Annotated in this window: 13 protein-coding genes; all 13 read right to left on the bottom strand. The window is 70.3% G+C overall.

Translation table 11 applies throughout. From position 1 onward, the window contains the following. Positions 1-56: 56 nt before the first annotated feature. Entirely contained in the window at positions 57-2,738 is a 2,682-nt protein-coding gene (locus AC0VY3_RS13120) for a RelA/SpoT family protein (protein ID WP_475549648.1), read from the bottom strand. A gap of 202 nt (positions 2,739-2,940) precedes the next feature. Further along, entirely contained in the window at positions 2,941-3,387 is a 447-nt protein-coding gene (locus AC0VY3_RS13115) for a hypothetical protein (protein WP_103509844.1), read from the bottom strand. 305 nt (positions 3,388-3,692) lie between these two features. Next, entirely contained in the window at positions 3,693-4,244 is a 552-nt protein-coding gene (locus AC0VY3_RS13110; RefSeq protein WP_475549647.1) for an adenine phosphoribosyltransferase, read from the bottom strand. After that, on the bottom strand, positions 4,244-5,344 hold the full coding sequence (secF, locus tag AC0VY3_RS13105; RefSeq protein WP_103509842.1) for a protein translocase subunit SecF: 1,101 nt from the start codon (positions 5,342-5,344) through the stop codon (positions 4,244-4,246). The genes AC0VY3_RS13110 and secF overlap by 1 nt, the downstream gene beginning before the upstream one ends. Before the next feature lies 1 nt (position 5,345). Further along, positions 5,346-7,106, bottom strand: coding sequence for a protein translocase subunit SecD (gene secD, locus AC0VY3_RS13100; protein ID WP_475549646.1), 1,761 nt, complete (start codon positions 7,104-7,106; stop codon positions 5,346-5,348). Positions 7,107-7,256: 150 nt separating this feature from the next. Further along, complete coding sequence (gene yajC, locus AC0VY3_RS13095; RefSeq protein ID WP_218526753.1) at positions 7,257-7,763, bottom strand: preprotein translocase subunit YajC; 507 nt, start codon at positions 7,761-7,763, stop codon at positions 7,257-7,259. Between the two features lie 166 nt (positions 7,764-7,929). Continuing rightward, positions 7,930-9,018, bottom strand: coding sequence for a Holliday junction branch migration DNA helicase RuvB (gene ruvB, locus AC0VY3_RS13090; protein ID WP_103509839.1), 1,089 nt, complete (start codon positions 9,016-9,018; stop codon positions 7,930-7,932). Positions 9,019-9,047: 29 nt separating this feature from the next. After that, the gene (gene ruvA, locus AC0VY3_RS13085) at positions 9,048-9,674 is read right to left on the bottom strand and encodes a Holliday junction branch migration protein RuvA (RefSeq protein WP_103509838.1); all 627 of its coding nucleotides are present in this window, start codon (positions 9,672-9,674) and stop codon (positions 9,048-9,050) included. Continuing rightward, positions 9,671-10,267 carry a crossover junction endodeoxyribonuclease RuvC gene (gene ruvC, locus AC0VY3_RS13080; protein ID WP_103509837.1) on the bottom strand — a complete coding sequence of 199 codons (597 nt, stop codon included), beginning with the start codon at positions 10,265-10,267 and terminating at the stop codon, positions 9,671-9,673. The genes ruvA and ruvC overlap by 4 nt, the downstream gene beginning before the upstream one ends. Positions 10,268-10,422: 155 nt before the next feature. Then, positions 10,423-11,175 (bottom strand): YebC/PmpR family DNA-binding transcriptional regulator, encoded by a 753-nt coding sequence (locus tag AC0VY3_RS13075; RefSeq protein ID WP_103509836.1) that lies wholly within the window; start codon positions 11,173-11,175, stop codon positions 10,423-10,425. Between the two features lie 61 nt (positions 11,176-11,236). Further along, the gene (gene pdxT / locus AC0VY3_RS13070) at positions 11,237-11,830 is read right to left on the bottom strand and encodes a pyridoxal 5'-phosphate synthase glutaminase subunit PdxT (protein ID WP_103509835.1); all 594 of its coding nucleotides are present in this window, start codon (positions 11,828-11,830) and stop codon (positions 11,237-11,239) included. Between the two features lie 6 nt (positions 11,831-11,836). Beyond that, complete coding sequence (gene pdxS, locus AC0VY3_RS13065; protein WP_003970325.1) at positions 11,837-12,757, bottom strand: pyridoxal 5'-phosphate synthase lyase subunit PdxS; 921 nt, start codon at positions 12,755-12,757, stop codon at positions 11,837-11,839. Positions 12,758-12,892: 135 nt separating this feature from the next. After that, positions 12,893-13,441, bottom strand: a complete 549-nt coding sequence (locus AC0VY3_RS13060) for a hypothetical protein (protein WP_103509834.1) — start codon at positions 13,439-13,441, stop codon at positions 12,893-12,895. Positions 13,442-13,502 lie beyond the last annotated feature (61 nt).

The following is a 13,502-nucleotide window of genomic DNA, read 5'->3' as shown; positions in this document are numbered from 1 at the left end:
TACGAGGGAGGGGCCCCGGTACGCATCGCGTACCGGGGCCCCTCCCTTATGCGCTGCTACGGCCTGCGGGCCGAGGTGACCCGGTAGACGTCGTAGACGCCTTCCACGCCGCGTACGGCCTTCAGGACGTGGCCCAGGTGCTTGGGGTCGCCCATCTCGAAGGTGAAGCGCGAGGTGGCCACCCGGTCGCGGGAGGTCTGGACGGCCGCCGAGAGGATGTTGACGTGCTGGTCGGAGAGGATCCGGGTGACGTCGGAGAGCAGTCGGGAGCGGTCCAGCGCCTCGACCTGGATGGCGACCAGGAAGACCGATGACTGGGTGGGGGCCCACTCGACTTCCAGGATCCGTTCCGGCTGCTGCGAGAGCGACTCCACGTTGACGCAGTCGGCGCGGTGCACGGAGACGCCGCTGCCCCGGGTGACGAAGCCGATGATCGGGTCGCCGGGAACGGGCGTACAACAGCGGGCCAGCTTGACCCAGACGTCCTCGACGCCCTTGACGACGACGCCGGGGTCCGCGTTGGCGCGGCGCTTGCTGCGGCCGCCGTGCGAGGGCGGGGTGGACTCGGCGATGTCCTCGTTGGCCTCGTCGTGGCCGCCGAGCGCCTGCACCAGCTTCTGCACCACGCCGGCGGCGGCGACATGGCCCTCGCCGATCGCCGCGTACAGCGAGGAGATGTCCGGGTAGCGCATCTCGTGGGCGAGGGTGACCAGCGAGTCGCCGGTGAGGATGCGCTGGATCGGCAGATTCTGCTTGCGCATGGCGCGCGCGATGGCGTCCTTGCCCTGCTCGATGGCCTCGTCGCGGCGCTCCTTGGAGAACCAGGCGCGGATCTTGTTGCGGGCGCGCGGCGACTTGACGAAGCCGAGCCAGTCCCGGGAGGGTCCGGCGCCGGCCGCCTTGGAGGTGAAGACCTCGACCAGATCGCCGTTGTCGAGCGTCGATTCGAGCGGGACGAGCCGCCCGTTGACGCGTGCTCCTATGGTCCGGTGGCCGACCTCGGTGTGGACGGCGTACGCGAAGTCGACGGGGGTCGCGCCGGCGGGCAGCGCTATCACGTCGCCCTTCGGCGTGAAGACGAAGACCTCGTTGCGCGAGAGGTCGAAGCGCAGGGACTCCAGGAACTCTCCGGGGTCCTCGGTCTCCTTCTGCCAGTCCAGGAGCTGGCGCAGCCACGCCATGTCGTTGACGGTGTCCTGGCCGCGGCCGGTGTTCTTGGGGACGTCGGTGCGCACCTTGGAGGCGCCGGCGACGGCTTCCTGCTTGTACTTCCAGTGGGCGGCGATGCCGTACTCGGCGCGGCGGTGCATGTCGAACGTACGGATCTGGAGCTCGACGGGCTTGCCGCTGGGACCGATCACCGTGGTGTGCAGTGACTGGTACATGTTGAACTTCGGCATCGCGATGTAGTCCTTGAACCGCCCGGGCACCGGGTTCCACCGGGCGTGGACGGTGCCGAGCGCCGCGTAGCAGTCGCGGACGGTGTCGACGAGGACGCGGATGCCGACCAGGTCGTAGATCTCGGCGAAGTCGCGGCCTCGCACGATCATCTTCTGGTAGACGCTGTAGTAGTGCTTGGGGCGGCCGGTGACGGTCGCCTTGATGCGGGCGGCGCGCAGGTCGGACTGGACCTCGTCGGTCACTATGGCGAGGTACTCGTCGCGCTTGGGGGCCCGCTCGGCGACGAGGCGGACGATCTCGTCGTACATCTTGGGGTAGAGGATCGCGAAGGCGAGGTCCTCCAGCTCCCACTTGATGGTGTTCATGCCCAGCCGGTGCGCCAGCGGGGCGTAGATCTCCAGCGTCTCGCGGGCCTTCTTCTCCTGCTTCTCCCGCTTGAGGTAGCGCATGGTGCGCATGTTGTGCAGGCGGTCGGCGAGCTTGATGACCAGGACCCGGGGGTCCTTGGCCATGGCGACGACCATCTTGCGTACGGTCTCGGCCTGCGCGGCCTCGCCGAACTTGACCTTGTCCAGCTTGGTGACGCCGTCGACGAGCAGGGCGACCTGGTCGCCGAAGTCGCGCTTGAGGGTGTCCAGGCCGTACTCGGTGTCCTCGACGGTGTCGTGCAGCAGGCCCGCCATCAGCGTCGCCGGGTCCATGCCGAGCTCGGCGAGGATCGTGGTGACGGCCAGCGGGTGGGTGATGTAGGGGTCGCCGCTCTTGCGCTTCTGGCCCCGGTGCCAGCGCTCGGCTACCTGGTAGGCCTTCTCGATCTGGCGGAGCGTGGCCGTCTCGATCTTGGGGTCGTTGCCCCGGACCGTCCGCAGGAGGGGTTCCAGGACCGGGTTGTACGGGCTGGAGCGCTGTACGCCCAGTCGGGCGAGGCGGGCCCGCACCCGGTTGGACGAGCCGCCGCTGCGGGAGGCGGACCCGGTGGAGGCTCCGGCCTTCGCGGGGGGTCCGGGCGGCGGGGGCTTGGGCGCGGCGGCGGCCGGTTTCCTGGCCGACGGCTGCGCCGGGCTGTCGGTCCCGGCCGGTTTCGGGGCCTCGGGGGCCGCGGGCTTGGCCGGAGCGGCGGACTCCGCGGGCTTGGCCGGAGCGGCGGACTCCGCGGGCTTCGCGGGAGCGGCGGCCTTCGCGGGAGCGGCGGGCTCCGAGGGCTTCGCGGCGTCGGCGGCGGGCTCGGGGGGCGCGGGCTTCGGCGCGTTCGAGGGCGCGGCCTTCCGCGGCGTGGCGGGGGCCGCCGCGGGCTTGTCGGGCTGCGGGGCGGCGGCTGACTGGGCCTCGTCTGGCAAGAGCGCTCCTCGTGCGGATCCGGGGTACCCGGAGAGCCCATGGTATCGATCCCCGTGCGTGCTTCGCGCTCCGGTGACGGAGAAGGGGAAAGCGGGCACCGGAACAGGTCCGGTGCCCGCTTCTGCACCTCGTCCGCCGTGCGCCGGGCCGACCCTGGGGCAGACCCGCCCTCATCAGGTCACCGGGACGGCGGGTGGAGTCCTATCGCCATTCGAGAAGCGAGGCACCCTTGATCTTGATGATCTTGTTCGCGGCCACATTGCCCCACGGCACCTTGATGGCGCCCTTCTTGCCACAGCCGGCGTTGTGCCACTTGTCCCGGCCCTTGCTGTCGAAGCCGAGGACCTTGATGCACGGCGTCCCCCGAACCGCACTCCACTGGTACACCGCCTTGTAGCCCGGGCGGCCGAAGATGGAGCACTGCGTGTCCTTGGCGGTGCTCCACTTGCGCGGGACGCCGCCGGCCTTCTTCCACTTGCTGGGGCAGGCTGCCGCGGCGAGCCGGACCGTCGTTTCGGTGGCCTTCGGCGCCGCGCCCTGAGGAGCCTTGGTCTGCGAAACCGCGACCGCCGGGGCGGTCGCTCCCGACAGTGCCGCAGCGGACATGAGAGCCACGGCCCCCGTGGCGATCTTGTGCGTGAACTTCATGAATCTGTCCCTCTGCATAGCTAAACCCCCTATCGGGGGTGGTCACTTCAGATTCAACAGCCGTCACTTCGTTCCCAACAGCAACATGGAAGACAATCGAATACCCATTTCAAGCCATGCCGCACCGCTGCACTCCACGATGGGAAACTGCAGTTCAGGGGGGGGAGGCAGAGAAGAGGGCTGCGGGTCCGTGACCCGCAGCCCTCTCCATTCCCGCTACGTTGCACCTGCTATGGCTCACACCCGCCGGCTTCAGGTCGATGGCCGGGAGAGCCGGGGGCGGCCACGGTGGTCGTGGCCGACCTTCAGAGCGAGATCAGCGCCTCGAGCGGCGCACCCGCGAGCTTCGACTCCACACGGCCCCGGCCGCCGAGGAAGCCCAACTCCATCAGAACCGCCACGCCCGCCGGCTCCGCGCCGGCCCGCCGGATGAGATCCAGCGAGGCCTCCGCGGTGCCGCCGGTGGCGAGGACGTCGTCGATGACCATGACCCGGTCGTCGGCCGCGAGGTCCTCGGCGTGGATCTCGATCTCCGCGCTGCCGTACTCCAGCTCGTACGACTGGGAGAGCGTGGCTCCGGGGAGCTTTCCGGCCTTGCGGACCGGTACGAAGCCGATGCCCGTCCGGACCGCGACGGGCGCGGCCAGGATGAAGCCGCGCGCCTCCAGGCCTACGATCTTCGTGGCGCCGTGCCGTACGCACAGCTCCGCGAGGGCGTCGGTGAGCGCCGTGAAGGCCACCGGGTCCGCCAGCAGCGGGGTGATGTCCTTGAACACCACGCCCGGCTTCGGGTAGTCCGCGACATCGCGGATCCGGCTGAGGAGCAGGTCCCTGGTGGATTCAGTGGTGCTGGTCATCAGCGCTTCCCCGGCGTGCGGCCGTGGCCGCGGGGCTGCTGACGCTGGCCCACGACGGCACCCGCGGTCTCGGTGGCCTCGTCCGTCGGGAACGCGGGGCCGTCGTCCTCCGGGGACTCGCCCCGGGCGGCCGCGGCCGCGCGCTTGGCGAGGACCCGCTTCTTCAGGGCCTTCATCTGCGGGTCACGTTCCTTCAGGTCGGCGACGAGCGGCGTGGCGATGAAGATCGAGGAGTACGCACCGGCGGCGAGGCCGACGAACAGCGACAGCGAGATGTCGTTCAGCATGCCGGCGCCGAGGACACCGCCGCCGATGAAGAGCAGGCCGGCCACCGGCAGCAGCGCCACCACGGTGGTGTTGATGGAGCGGACCAGCGTGCTGTTGATCGACCGGTTGGCGATCTCGCTGTACGTGTAGCGGGTCTGCTTGGTGATGTCCTTCTGGCCCTCCTTGAGGCTGTCGAAGACCACCACCGTGTCGTAGAGCGAGTATCCGAGAATGGTCAGCAGACCGATCACCGTACCCGGGGTGACCTCGAAGCCGACCAGCGCGTAAACACCGACCGTGATGGTGATGTCGTGGATCAGCGCGATGAGGGCGGCGACGGCCATCCGCCACTCGAAGGCGATGGCCAGATAGACCACCACAAGGATCATGAAGATCCCGAGACCCGTCCACGCCTTGTTGGCGATCTGCTCGCCCCAGCTGGGGCCGACCAGGTCGGCGTTGATCTCCTCGGCCGGGATACCGAGCTCGTCGGAGAGGGTCTCCTTGATCTCGTTGGCCTTGGCCGTGTCGACCTCGGTGATCTGGATACGCAGACCGCCGTTGCCGAGCTCCTGGACGATGGCGAGGTGGCCCGAGGCCTCGGTCGCGACGTCCGTCGCCTGGGCGGATGAGATCTTGGCCTTGGTGTCGGTGGTGAAGACCGCCCCACCCTCGAACTCGATCCCCATGCGCAGGCCGCCGACCGCCACGCCGATGATGGCCGTGATGGTGATCAGGATCGAGACGCCGTACCAGATCTTGCGGTTGCGGATGAAGTCGTAGCCGACCTCGCCTCGGTAAAGCCGGGCGCCGAGATTGCCGAGTCGCGACATCTCACGCCTCCTTCGGTTCGGTGGAAGCGCTGACACGACGCGAGCGGCGCAGCGGAGGCTGTGCGCCGAGCCGCTTCGGATCCAGACCGGACCAGGGACCGCCCCGGGAGAAGAACTTCGTCCGGCCCATCAGCGTCATCAAGGGCTTGGTGAAGAGGAACACCACGACGACATCGAGCAGGGTGGTCAGGCCGAGCGTGAACGCGAAGCCCTGGACCTTGCCGACGGTGACGAGGAAGAGCACCGCGGCGGCCAGGAACGACACGAAGTCGGAGACCAGGATGGTGCGCCGGGCACGGGGCCAGGCCCGCTCGATGGCCGGACGCAGAGTGCGGCCCTCACGGATCTCGTCTCTCACGCGTTCGAAGTACACGATGAACGAGTCGGCTGTGATACCGATCGCGACGATGGCGCCGCAGACCGCCGGGAGGTTCAGCGCGAACCCGATGGCCGGACCCAGCAGAGCCATGATCGTGTACGTCAGGATGCCGGAGACCAGAAGGCTCAGCAGGGCGATGAACGCCAGGCCGCGGTAGTAGGCGACCAGGTAGATCACGACCAGTGCCAGACCGATGGCACCGGCGATCAGGCCCGCCTTGAGCTGCTCGCCGCCGAGGGCGGCTGTCACGGTGGTGACGCTCGACTCCTCGAAGGTCAGCGGCAGCGCACCGTAGGACAGGATGTTGCCGAGCTCCTCGGCGGACTGCTGGTCGAAGCTGCCGGAGATCTGGGCGTTCTTGCTGAGCGCCTGGCTCACCGAGGGAGCGGAGACGACCTCGCCGTCCAGGACGATCCCGAACTGGTTCATCGGCGGCTGCTGCTGGCTGAGCCGGCTGGTGATCGTCTGGAACTTCTTGGCGCCCGCGGAGGTGAACTCCATCGACACGATCCACTGACCGGTTCGCTGATCGATGGTGGCCTGGGCCTCGTCGACATCGCCGCCGGAGACCTCGGAGGGGCCGAGCACGTACTTCTCGTAGCTGCCGGGAACGTTCGAGCCGCAGGCGACCACCGAGTCGGTGGGCTTGGCCCCCTGGGCCACCTCCGTACGCTGCTTGGGGTCGGTGCAGTCGAGCTTGGCGAACGCTTCCTGGAGCTTGGCCGTGGCCGGGTCCGCGGAGGGCGAGGCCTCCGGGGTGTCGGACGGCTTGGGCTCGCCGGAGTCCGTGGGGGTCGGGGTGGGGGCCTTCTTCAGGCCCTCCGTGACCGCGCGGCCCTGGGTCGTGGCGCTCGCGGAGGGGGTGGCCTCCGAACCGGTCGCCTCCTCGCTCTTGTCCTCAGCCTTCGAGGAAGGCTCGCCGCTCGGCGTGGCGCCGCCCGACGGCGTCGGGGAGCCGGACGGCGCGGGACCGCTCGCCTGCACCGCCAGAACAGGACGGAAGTAGAGCTGGGCGGTGGTACCGACCTGCTCCCGGGCCTGCTCCGAGTTGGTCCCCTTGGGGATGTTGACGATGATGTTGTCGCTGCCCTGCGTCTGGACCTCGGCCTCGGAGACGCCCAGACCGTTGACACGCCGCTCGATGATCCCGACCGCGGTGTCCATGTTGGTCGGGTTGATCGCGCCCGGCTTGCCGGGCTGGCTCTTCGCCTTGAGCGTGATCGACGTTCCGCCGGCGAGGTCGATGCCCAGCCGCGGCGTGGTGTGCCCGGACAGGAACATCCCGCCGGTGAGCGCGACCATGGCGATGAGGATCATGGCAAGGGAACGCCCCGGCCTGCCCTGACCGCCGGACGGCCCTCGGCCCTTCTTGGGTGCTGCCACCTTCTCGTTTCTCCCTGTCCAACCGCCCCGCGCCGGGTACGCGCCCGAGCGGCCACGAAGTGTAGTGGGGACCCTGCCCCCCGCAGACGACCGCACGGTCCCGGGGACGCCGCGCGCCGGTGGGCGCACGACGTCCCCGGGACCGTGGAACTACTTGGAGTCGGCCTCGCCGTCGGTCTTGCCCTCGCCCTTGGCGTCCTTGACGTCCTTGGCAGCGGCGTCCTTGGCGGGCGCGTCCTCGGTCTCGGCGTCGTCGGCCGCGTCGTCCTTGCCCAGGTCGATCTTGGCGACCTCGGCGGCGTCGGCGTCGGACTCACCGGTCAGCGAGGAGGCGTCGTCGGGAACGACCGTGCCCTCCGCGTCCAGCTCCGGGTCGTCGCCGTGCACGATGCGGTTGTACTCCGCGTCGTCCAGGACGGCGCCGATGGCGTTCTTCGCGTAGATGGCGTGCACGCCGGGGGCGACCTCGAGGAGAACGGTGTCGTCGTGGACTTCCTTGACGGTCGCGTACATGCCCCCGATCGTCCGGACGCCGGTACCGGGCTGCATGTCGTTGCGCATCTGCGCGGCGGCCGCCTGCTTCTTCTTGGCGGAGCGGGTCATCAGGAACATGGCCCCGATGAGCACGATGAAGGGGAGGAGAGTCAAGAGATCCACGGGACGGGAATTCCTTCGCACGACCGCGCTGGAATGCGGCCTGTATCTACGGGGGTGGGTACACCGACCGGTAAGGGCGGCATCGGCGGAGTCTAAGCGAGTCCGCATCGATGGAACAACGCCCAGCATGACACCGGGGTTCCTGTACACGCGAACCTGTGACGCATCACGCCCCGAACAGACCCTGTTGTCCCTTTGCTCCGAGCTGCGGCGGGACCAGGCCCAGATGCGCCCAGGCAGCGGGGGTCGCGACCCGGCCGCGCGGCGTCCTGGCCAGCAGTCCTTCCCGTACGAGGAAGGGCTCGGCGACCTCCTCCACGGTCTCCCGCTCCTCCCCCACGGCGACCGCCAGGGTGGACAGGCCGACCGGGCCGCCGCCGAAGAGCTTCAGCAGCGCGCCGAGGACGGCACGGTCCAGCCGATCGAGTCCGCGTGCGTCAACCTCGTACACCTTGAGGGCGGCCGCGGCGATCTCCCGGTCGATCGCTCCCTCCGCCTTGACCTGGGCGTAGTCGCGGACCCGGCGCAGCAGGCGGTTGGCGATACGGGGGGTGCCGCGGGAGCGTCCGGCGATCTCGGCGGCGCCCTCCGCGTCGATGGCGACGTCGAGGAGGCGGGCGGAGCGGTGGACGACGCGCTCCAGCTCGGCGGGGGCGTAGAACTCCATGTGACCGGTGAAGCCGAAGCGGTCGCGCAGCGGGGGCGGCAGCAGTCCGGCCCGGGTGGTCGCCCCGACCAGGGTGAAGGGGGGCAGCTCCAGCGGGATCGCGGTGGCGCCGGGGCCCTTGCCGACGATGACGTCGACCCGGAAGTCCTCCATCGCCATGTAGAGCATCTCCTCGGCGGGCCGGGACATGCGGTGGATCTCGTCGAGGAAGAGGACCTCGCCCTCCTGGAGGGAGGAGAGGATCGCCGCGAGGTCGCCGGCGTGCTGGATGGCGGGGCCCGAGGTGATGCGGATCGGGGCGTTCATCTCGGCGGCGATGATCATCGAGAGGGTGGTCTTGCCGAGGCCGGGGGCGCCGGAGAGCAGCACGTGGTCGGCGGTGGCGCCGCGGGCGAGGGCGGCCTTGAGGACCAGGTCGAGCTGTTCGCGGACCTTCTCCTGGCCGACGAACTCCTCCAGGTCCTTGGGGCGCAGGGCCGCCTCGACCGCGGTGTCCTCACCGTCGAGATGGCCGGCGTCGACCAGCCGGTCGTCGAGGACCGGGCCGGTCGGCTCGTCGGTCTCGGGTCCGGTCTCGTCCCAGTTCATCAAGGGCCTCTTCGGTGGTTCGGTGCCGGTCAGCGGGCGCGGTTGAGAGTCTGCAGGGCGGCCCGCAGCAGCTGCGGCACGGGGGGTGCGGTGCCTTCGGCGACGGCGGCCTCGGCCTGCGGGGCGACGGCGTTGACGGCTTCGTCGGCCTCGCGGCTCGCGTAGCCGAGGCCGATCAGGGCGGCCTGGAGCTGGTCGCGCCAGCCGGAGGTGACGGGGGCGCCGATGCCCTGCTGGCCGATGTGCGCGCCGACCGGTTCGCCGAGCCGGTCCTTGAGCTCCAGGAGCAGCTTCTGGGCGCCTTTCTTACCGATGCCGGAGACGGCGGTGAGCGCCTTCTCGTCGCCGGTGGAGACCGCGAGGCGCAGGGCGTCGGGGCTGTGGGTGGCGAGCATCGCCTGGGCGAGGCGGGGGCCGACGCCGCTGGCGGTCTGGAGCAGCTCGAACACCTGCCGCTCGTCGTCGTCGGCGAAGCCGTAGAGCGTGAGCGAGTCCTCGCGGACGACCAGGGAGGTAGCGAGCTTGGCCTCCTTGCCGACGCGCAGGTCGGCGAGGGTGTGCGGGGTGCACTGGACGGCCATGCCGATGCCGCCGACCTCGATGACGGCCGTGGTCGGGGCGAGGGCGGCCACCGGGCCGGAGACGAAGGCGATCATGGGGTGCGGCCTTTCAGCGTGCGGGGCGTGCCGGTCGTGCGCGGGGCACCGGGCGTACGGGAGGCGCCGGGCGCGGCCTGGGTGCGGTGCGCGGCGACCGCCTGCTGGAGGCGGTTCTGCGCGGGCGCCCGCCAGATGTGGCAGATGGCGAGCGCGAGGGCGTCGGCGGCGTCGGCGGGCTTGGGCGGTGCGTCCAGCCGCAGCAGCCGGGTCACCATCGCGCCGACCTGGGCCTTGTCGGCGCGGCCGGATCCGGTGACGGCCGCCTTGACCTCGCTGGGGGTGTGCAGGGCGACCGGGATGCCGCGGCGGGCGGCGCAGAGCATGGCGATGGCGCTGGCCTGGGCGGTGCCCATCACCGTACGGACGTTGTGCTGGGCGAAGACGCGCTCGACGGCCACACAGCCCGGGGAGTGTTCGTCGAGCCACTGCTCGATGCCGCGCTCGACGGCGACGAGCCGGTCGCCGAGCTCCGCGTCGGCCGGGGTGCGCACGACGCCGACGCCGAGCATGGTCAGCGGGCGGCCCGCGACCCCTTCGACCACGCCGACACCGCACCGGGTCAGCCCCGGGTCGACACCCAGAACCCGCATGGAGCTCCCCCTGTCCTCGACGCTCGCCGCGCCCGCTCGATCATCTGTTCCCGCAGGCTATCGGCTCGCACTGACAAACCGTCGTAACCACAGGACGACGGGCCGACGGGGAGTGCCCCGTCGGCCCGTCGTGTGAAGCCGTGCCGGCCGTGCCGTCAGGCGTCGACCTTCTCCATGACCTCGTCGGACACGTCGAAGTTGGCGAAGACGTTCTGAACGTCGTCGCTGTCCTCCAGCGCGTCGACGAGCTTGAAGATCTTGCGGGCGCCCTCTTCGTCCAGCTCGACCTGCATGGTCGGCAGGAAGTTGGCCTCGGCGGAGTCGTAGTCGATGCCCGCCTCCTGGAGCGCGGTGCGCACCGCGACCATGTCGGTGGCCTCGCTGACCACCTCGAAGGTCTCGCCGAGGTCGTTGACCTCCTCGGCGCCCGCGTCGAGGACCGCGCCGAGGACGTCGTCCTCGGTCAGCTCGCCCTTGGGCACGATCACGACGCCCTTGCGGTTGAACAGGTACGAGACGGAACCCGGGTCGGCCATCGAGCCGCCGTTGCGGGTCATCGCGACACGTACGTCGGAAGCGGCGCGGTTGCGGTTGTCGGTGAGGCACTCGATGAGCACCGCGACACCGTTGGGGCCGTAACCCTCGTACATGATCGTCTCGTAGTCGGCGCCGCCCGCTTCGAGACCGCCGCCGCGCTTGACGGCGGACTCGATGTTCTTGTTCGGGACGGAGCTCTTCTTCGCCTTCTGGATGGCGTCGACGAGCGTGGGGTTGCCGTCGGGGTCGACGCCGCCGGAGCGGGCCGCGACCTCGATGTTCTTGATCAGCTTCGCGAAGAGCTTGCCGCGCTTGGCGTCAATCACGGCCTTCTTGTGCTTCGTCGTAGCCCATTTAGAGTGGCCGGACATCTGCCTTCTCCTTCGCGTCACCAAAATCGAGTCGAACCCGAGAGATCCTACCGGGGTCCGCTCAGTTCACTGCGCGCACCATGTCCACGAACAGAGCATGTACGCGATGATCGCCGGTCAGTTCGGGGTGGAACGAGGTGGCGAGGGCGTTTTTCTGCCGGACGGCCACGATGTGCCCGCCGTGTTCGGCGATGACCTCGGCCTCGGCCCCGACGGACTCGACCCAGGGCGCGCGGATGAAGACGCCGTCCACCGGGCCGCCTTCGACGCCGTCGACCTCGACCGCGGCCTCGAACGACTCGTTCTGCCGGCCGAAGGCGTTGCGCCGCACGATCATGTCGATGCCGCCGACGGTCTCCTGGCCCGAACGCGGGTCGAGGATCTTCTCGGCCAGCAGGATCATTCCGGCGCAGGTGCCGTAGACCGGCATCCCGGCCCGGACCCGCTCGCGCAGCGGCTCCATCATGCCGAAGAGCACGGCCAGCTTGGACATGGTGGTGGACTCGCCGCCCGGGATGACCAGGCCGTCCACCTCGGCGAGCTCCTCGGGGCGCCGGACCGGCCTGGCCACGGCGTCCGCCGAGGCCAGGGCGATCAGATGCTCCCGTACGTCACCCTGGAGAGCCAGGACGCCGATCAGGGGGGTGTCGCTCATCAGTGGTTACCAGCCGCGGTTGGCGTAGCGCTCGGACTCGGGCAGCGTGTCGCAGTTGATGCCGACCATGGCCTCGCCCAGGTTGCGGGAGGCGTCCGCGATGACCTTCGGGTCGTCGTAGAAGGTGGTGGCCTTCACGATGGCGGCGGCGCGCTTGGCCGGGTCGCCGGACTTGAAGATGCCGGAGCCGACGAAGACGCCCTCGGCGCCGAGCTGGCGCATCAGCGCGGCGTCGGCCGGGGTGGCGACGCCGCCGGCGGAGAACAGCACGACGGGCAGCTTGCCGAGCTCGGCGACCTCCTTGACCAGCTCGTACGGGGCACGGAGGTCCTTGGCGGCGGCGTACAGCTCGTTGTTGTCGAAGCCGCGCAGCCGGGCGATCTCGTTCTTGATCTGGCGCAGGTGGCGGACGGCCTCGACGACGTTGCCGGTGCCGGCCTCGCCCTTCGAGCGGATCATGGCCGCGCCCTCGGCGATGCGGCGCAGGGCCTCGCCCAGGTTGGTGGCGCCGCAGACGAACGGCGTGGTGAAGGCGAACTTGTCGCTGTGGTTGACCTCGTCGGCCGGGGTGAGGACCTCGGACTCGTCGATGTAGTCGACGCCGAGGGACTGGAGCACCTGGGCCTCGACGAAGTGGCCGATGCGGGACTTGGCCATGACGGGGATGGAGACGGCCCCGATGATCTCCTCGATCATGTTGGGGTCGGACATCCGGGCCACGCCGCCGTCCTTGCGGATGTCGGCGGGGACCCGCTCCAGGGCCATGACGGCCACGGCGCCCGCGTCCTCGGCGATCTTCGCCTGCTCGGCGTCGACGACGTCCATGATCACGCCGCCCTTGAGCTGCTCGGCCATGCCGCGCTTGACGCGGGCGGTGCCGGTGGCGGGGGACTCGGCGGACTGCGGGGTGCTGGGAAGCGTGGACACGGGACCTCACTCGGTGAAAAGACGCTGGATGCTGCATCGCCGAGCAAACGCCGCGGGACCGGTCCACAGCAAGGGCCAATGAACAGGCCGTGGATCGTTTTGGCCCCCGGCCCGCCCCCGGCCCCTCCCCCGCACTCAGGTGCCCGGGCGGTCCGCGAGGGCCACCGGCGGCGCGTCGTCCATCTCGAAGGCCAGCGGGAAGGGCGCGTGCCCGGCGAGCCGGAAGAGCCGGACGGTACGGTGCCGGCGCAGCGCGCGGGCGGCGCGCACGGAGTCGTTGTGGAAGCGCCGGGCCATGGGTACGCGGCGTACGGCGGCGGCCAGTTCGGAGGCGGCCTCCTCGCCGCCGGGGATCTCCTTCACGGCGTCGACCTGGGCCGGTTCGCCGAAGACGGCCCGCAGGGCGGTGCTCAGTTCGCTCTCGGCGACCTCGCGGTGGTCCTCCTCGGCCTGCCGGGCGGCGTGCGCGGCCTCGTACAGGACGATCGAGGCGGCCGGGTCCAGGACGCCGGAGGTGGCCAGCTCCTGGGTGACCGAGGCGCGGCGCAGCAGTTGGGCGTCGAGGGCGGCGCGGGCGGCGTCGATCCGGGAATGCAGGCGGTCGAGCCGGCCGGCGGTCCAGCTGAGGTACACGCCGATCGCGACGACGGCGAGGACGATCCAGACGATGAGGGTTACGGTCACGGGCCCACACGCTACCGTCGCGCGGGGCCCGGCCCTCAACCGCCGGGAGCCCCGGCGTCGG

The sequence above is a fragment of the Streptomyces sp. iso_384 genome (assembly GCF_056172905.1).
This window is presented reverse-complemented; position numbering and strand designations above follow the sequence as displayed.

Bases quoted from the DNA above. Each gene is read 5' to 3' on its own strand.
- AC0VY3_RS13115 (WP_103509844.1), bottom strand. From the start codon at position 3,387: ATGAAGTTCACGCACAAGATCGCCACGGGGGCCGTGGCTCTCATGTCC.
- ruvA (WP_103509838.1), bottom strand. From the start codon at position 9,674: ATGATCGCCTTCGTCTCCGGCCCGGTGGCCGCCCTCGCCCCGACCACG.
- ruvC (WP_103509837.1), bottom strand. From the start codon at position 10,267: ATGCGGGTTCTGGGTGTCGACCCGGGGCTGACCCGGTGCGGTGTCGGC.
- ruvB (WP_103509839.1), bottom strand. From the start codon at position 9,018: ATGAACTGGGACGAGACCGGACCCGAGACCGACGAGCCGACCGGCCCG.
- pdxT (WP_103509835.1), bottom strand. From the start codon at position 11,830: ATGAGCGACACCCCCCTGATCGGCGTCCTGGCTCTCCAGGGTGACGTA.
- AC0VY3_RS13075 (WP_103509836.1), bottom strand. From the start codon at position 11,175: ATGTCCGGCCACTCTAAATGGGCTACGACGAAGCACAAGAAGGCCGTG.
- secF (WP_103509842.1), bottom strand. From the start codon at position 5,344: ATGTCGCGACTCGGCAATCTCGGCGCCCGGCTTTACCGAGGCGAGGTC.
- AC0VY3_RS13110 (WP_475549647.1), bottom strand. From the start codon at position 4,244: ATGACCAGCACCACTGAATCCACCAGGGACCTGCTCCTCAGCCGGATC.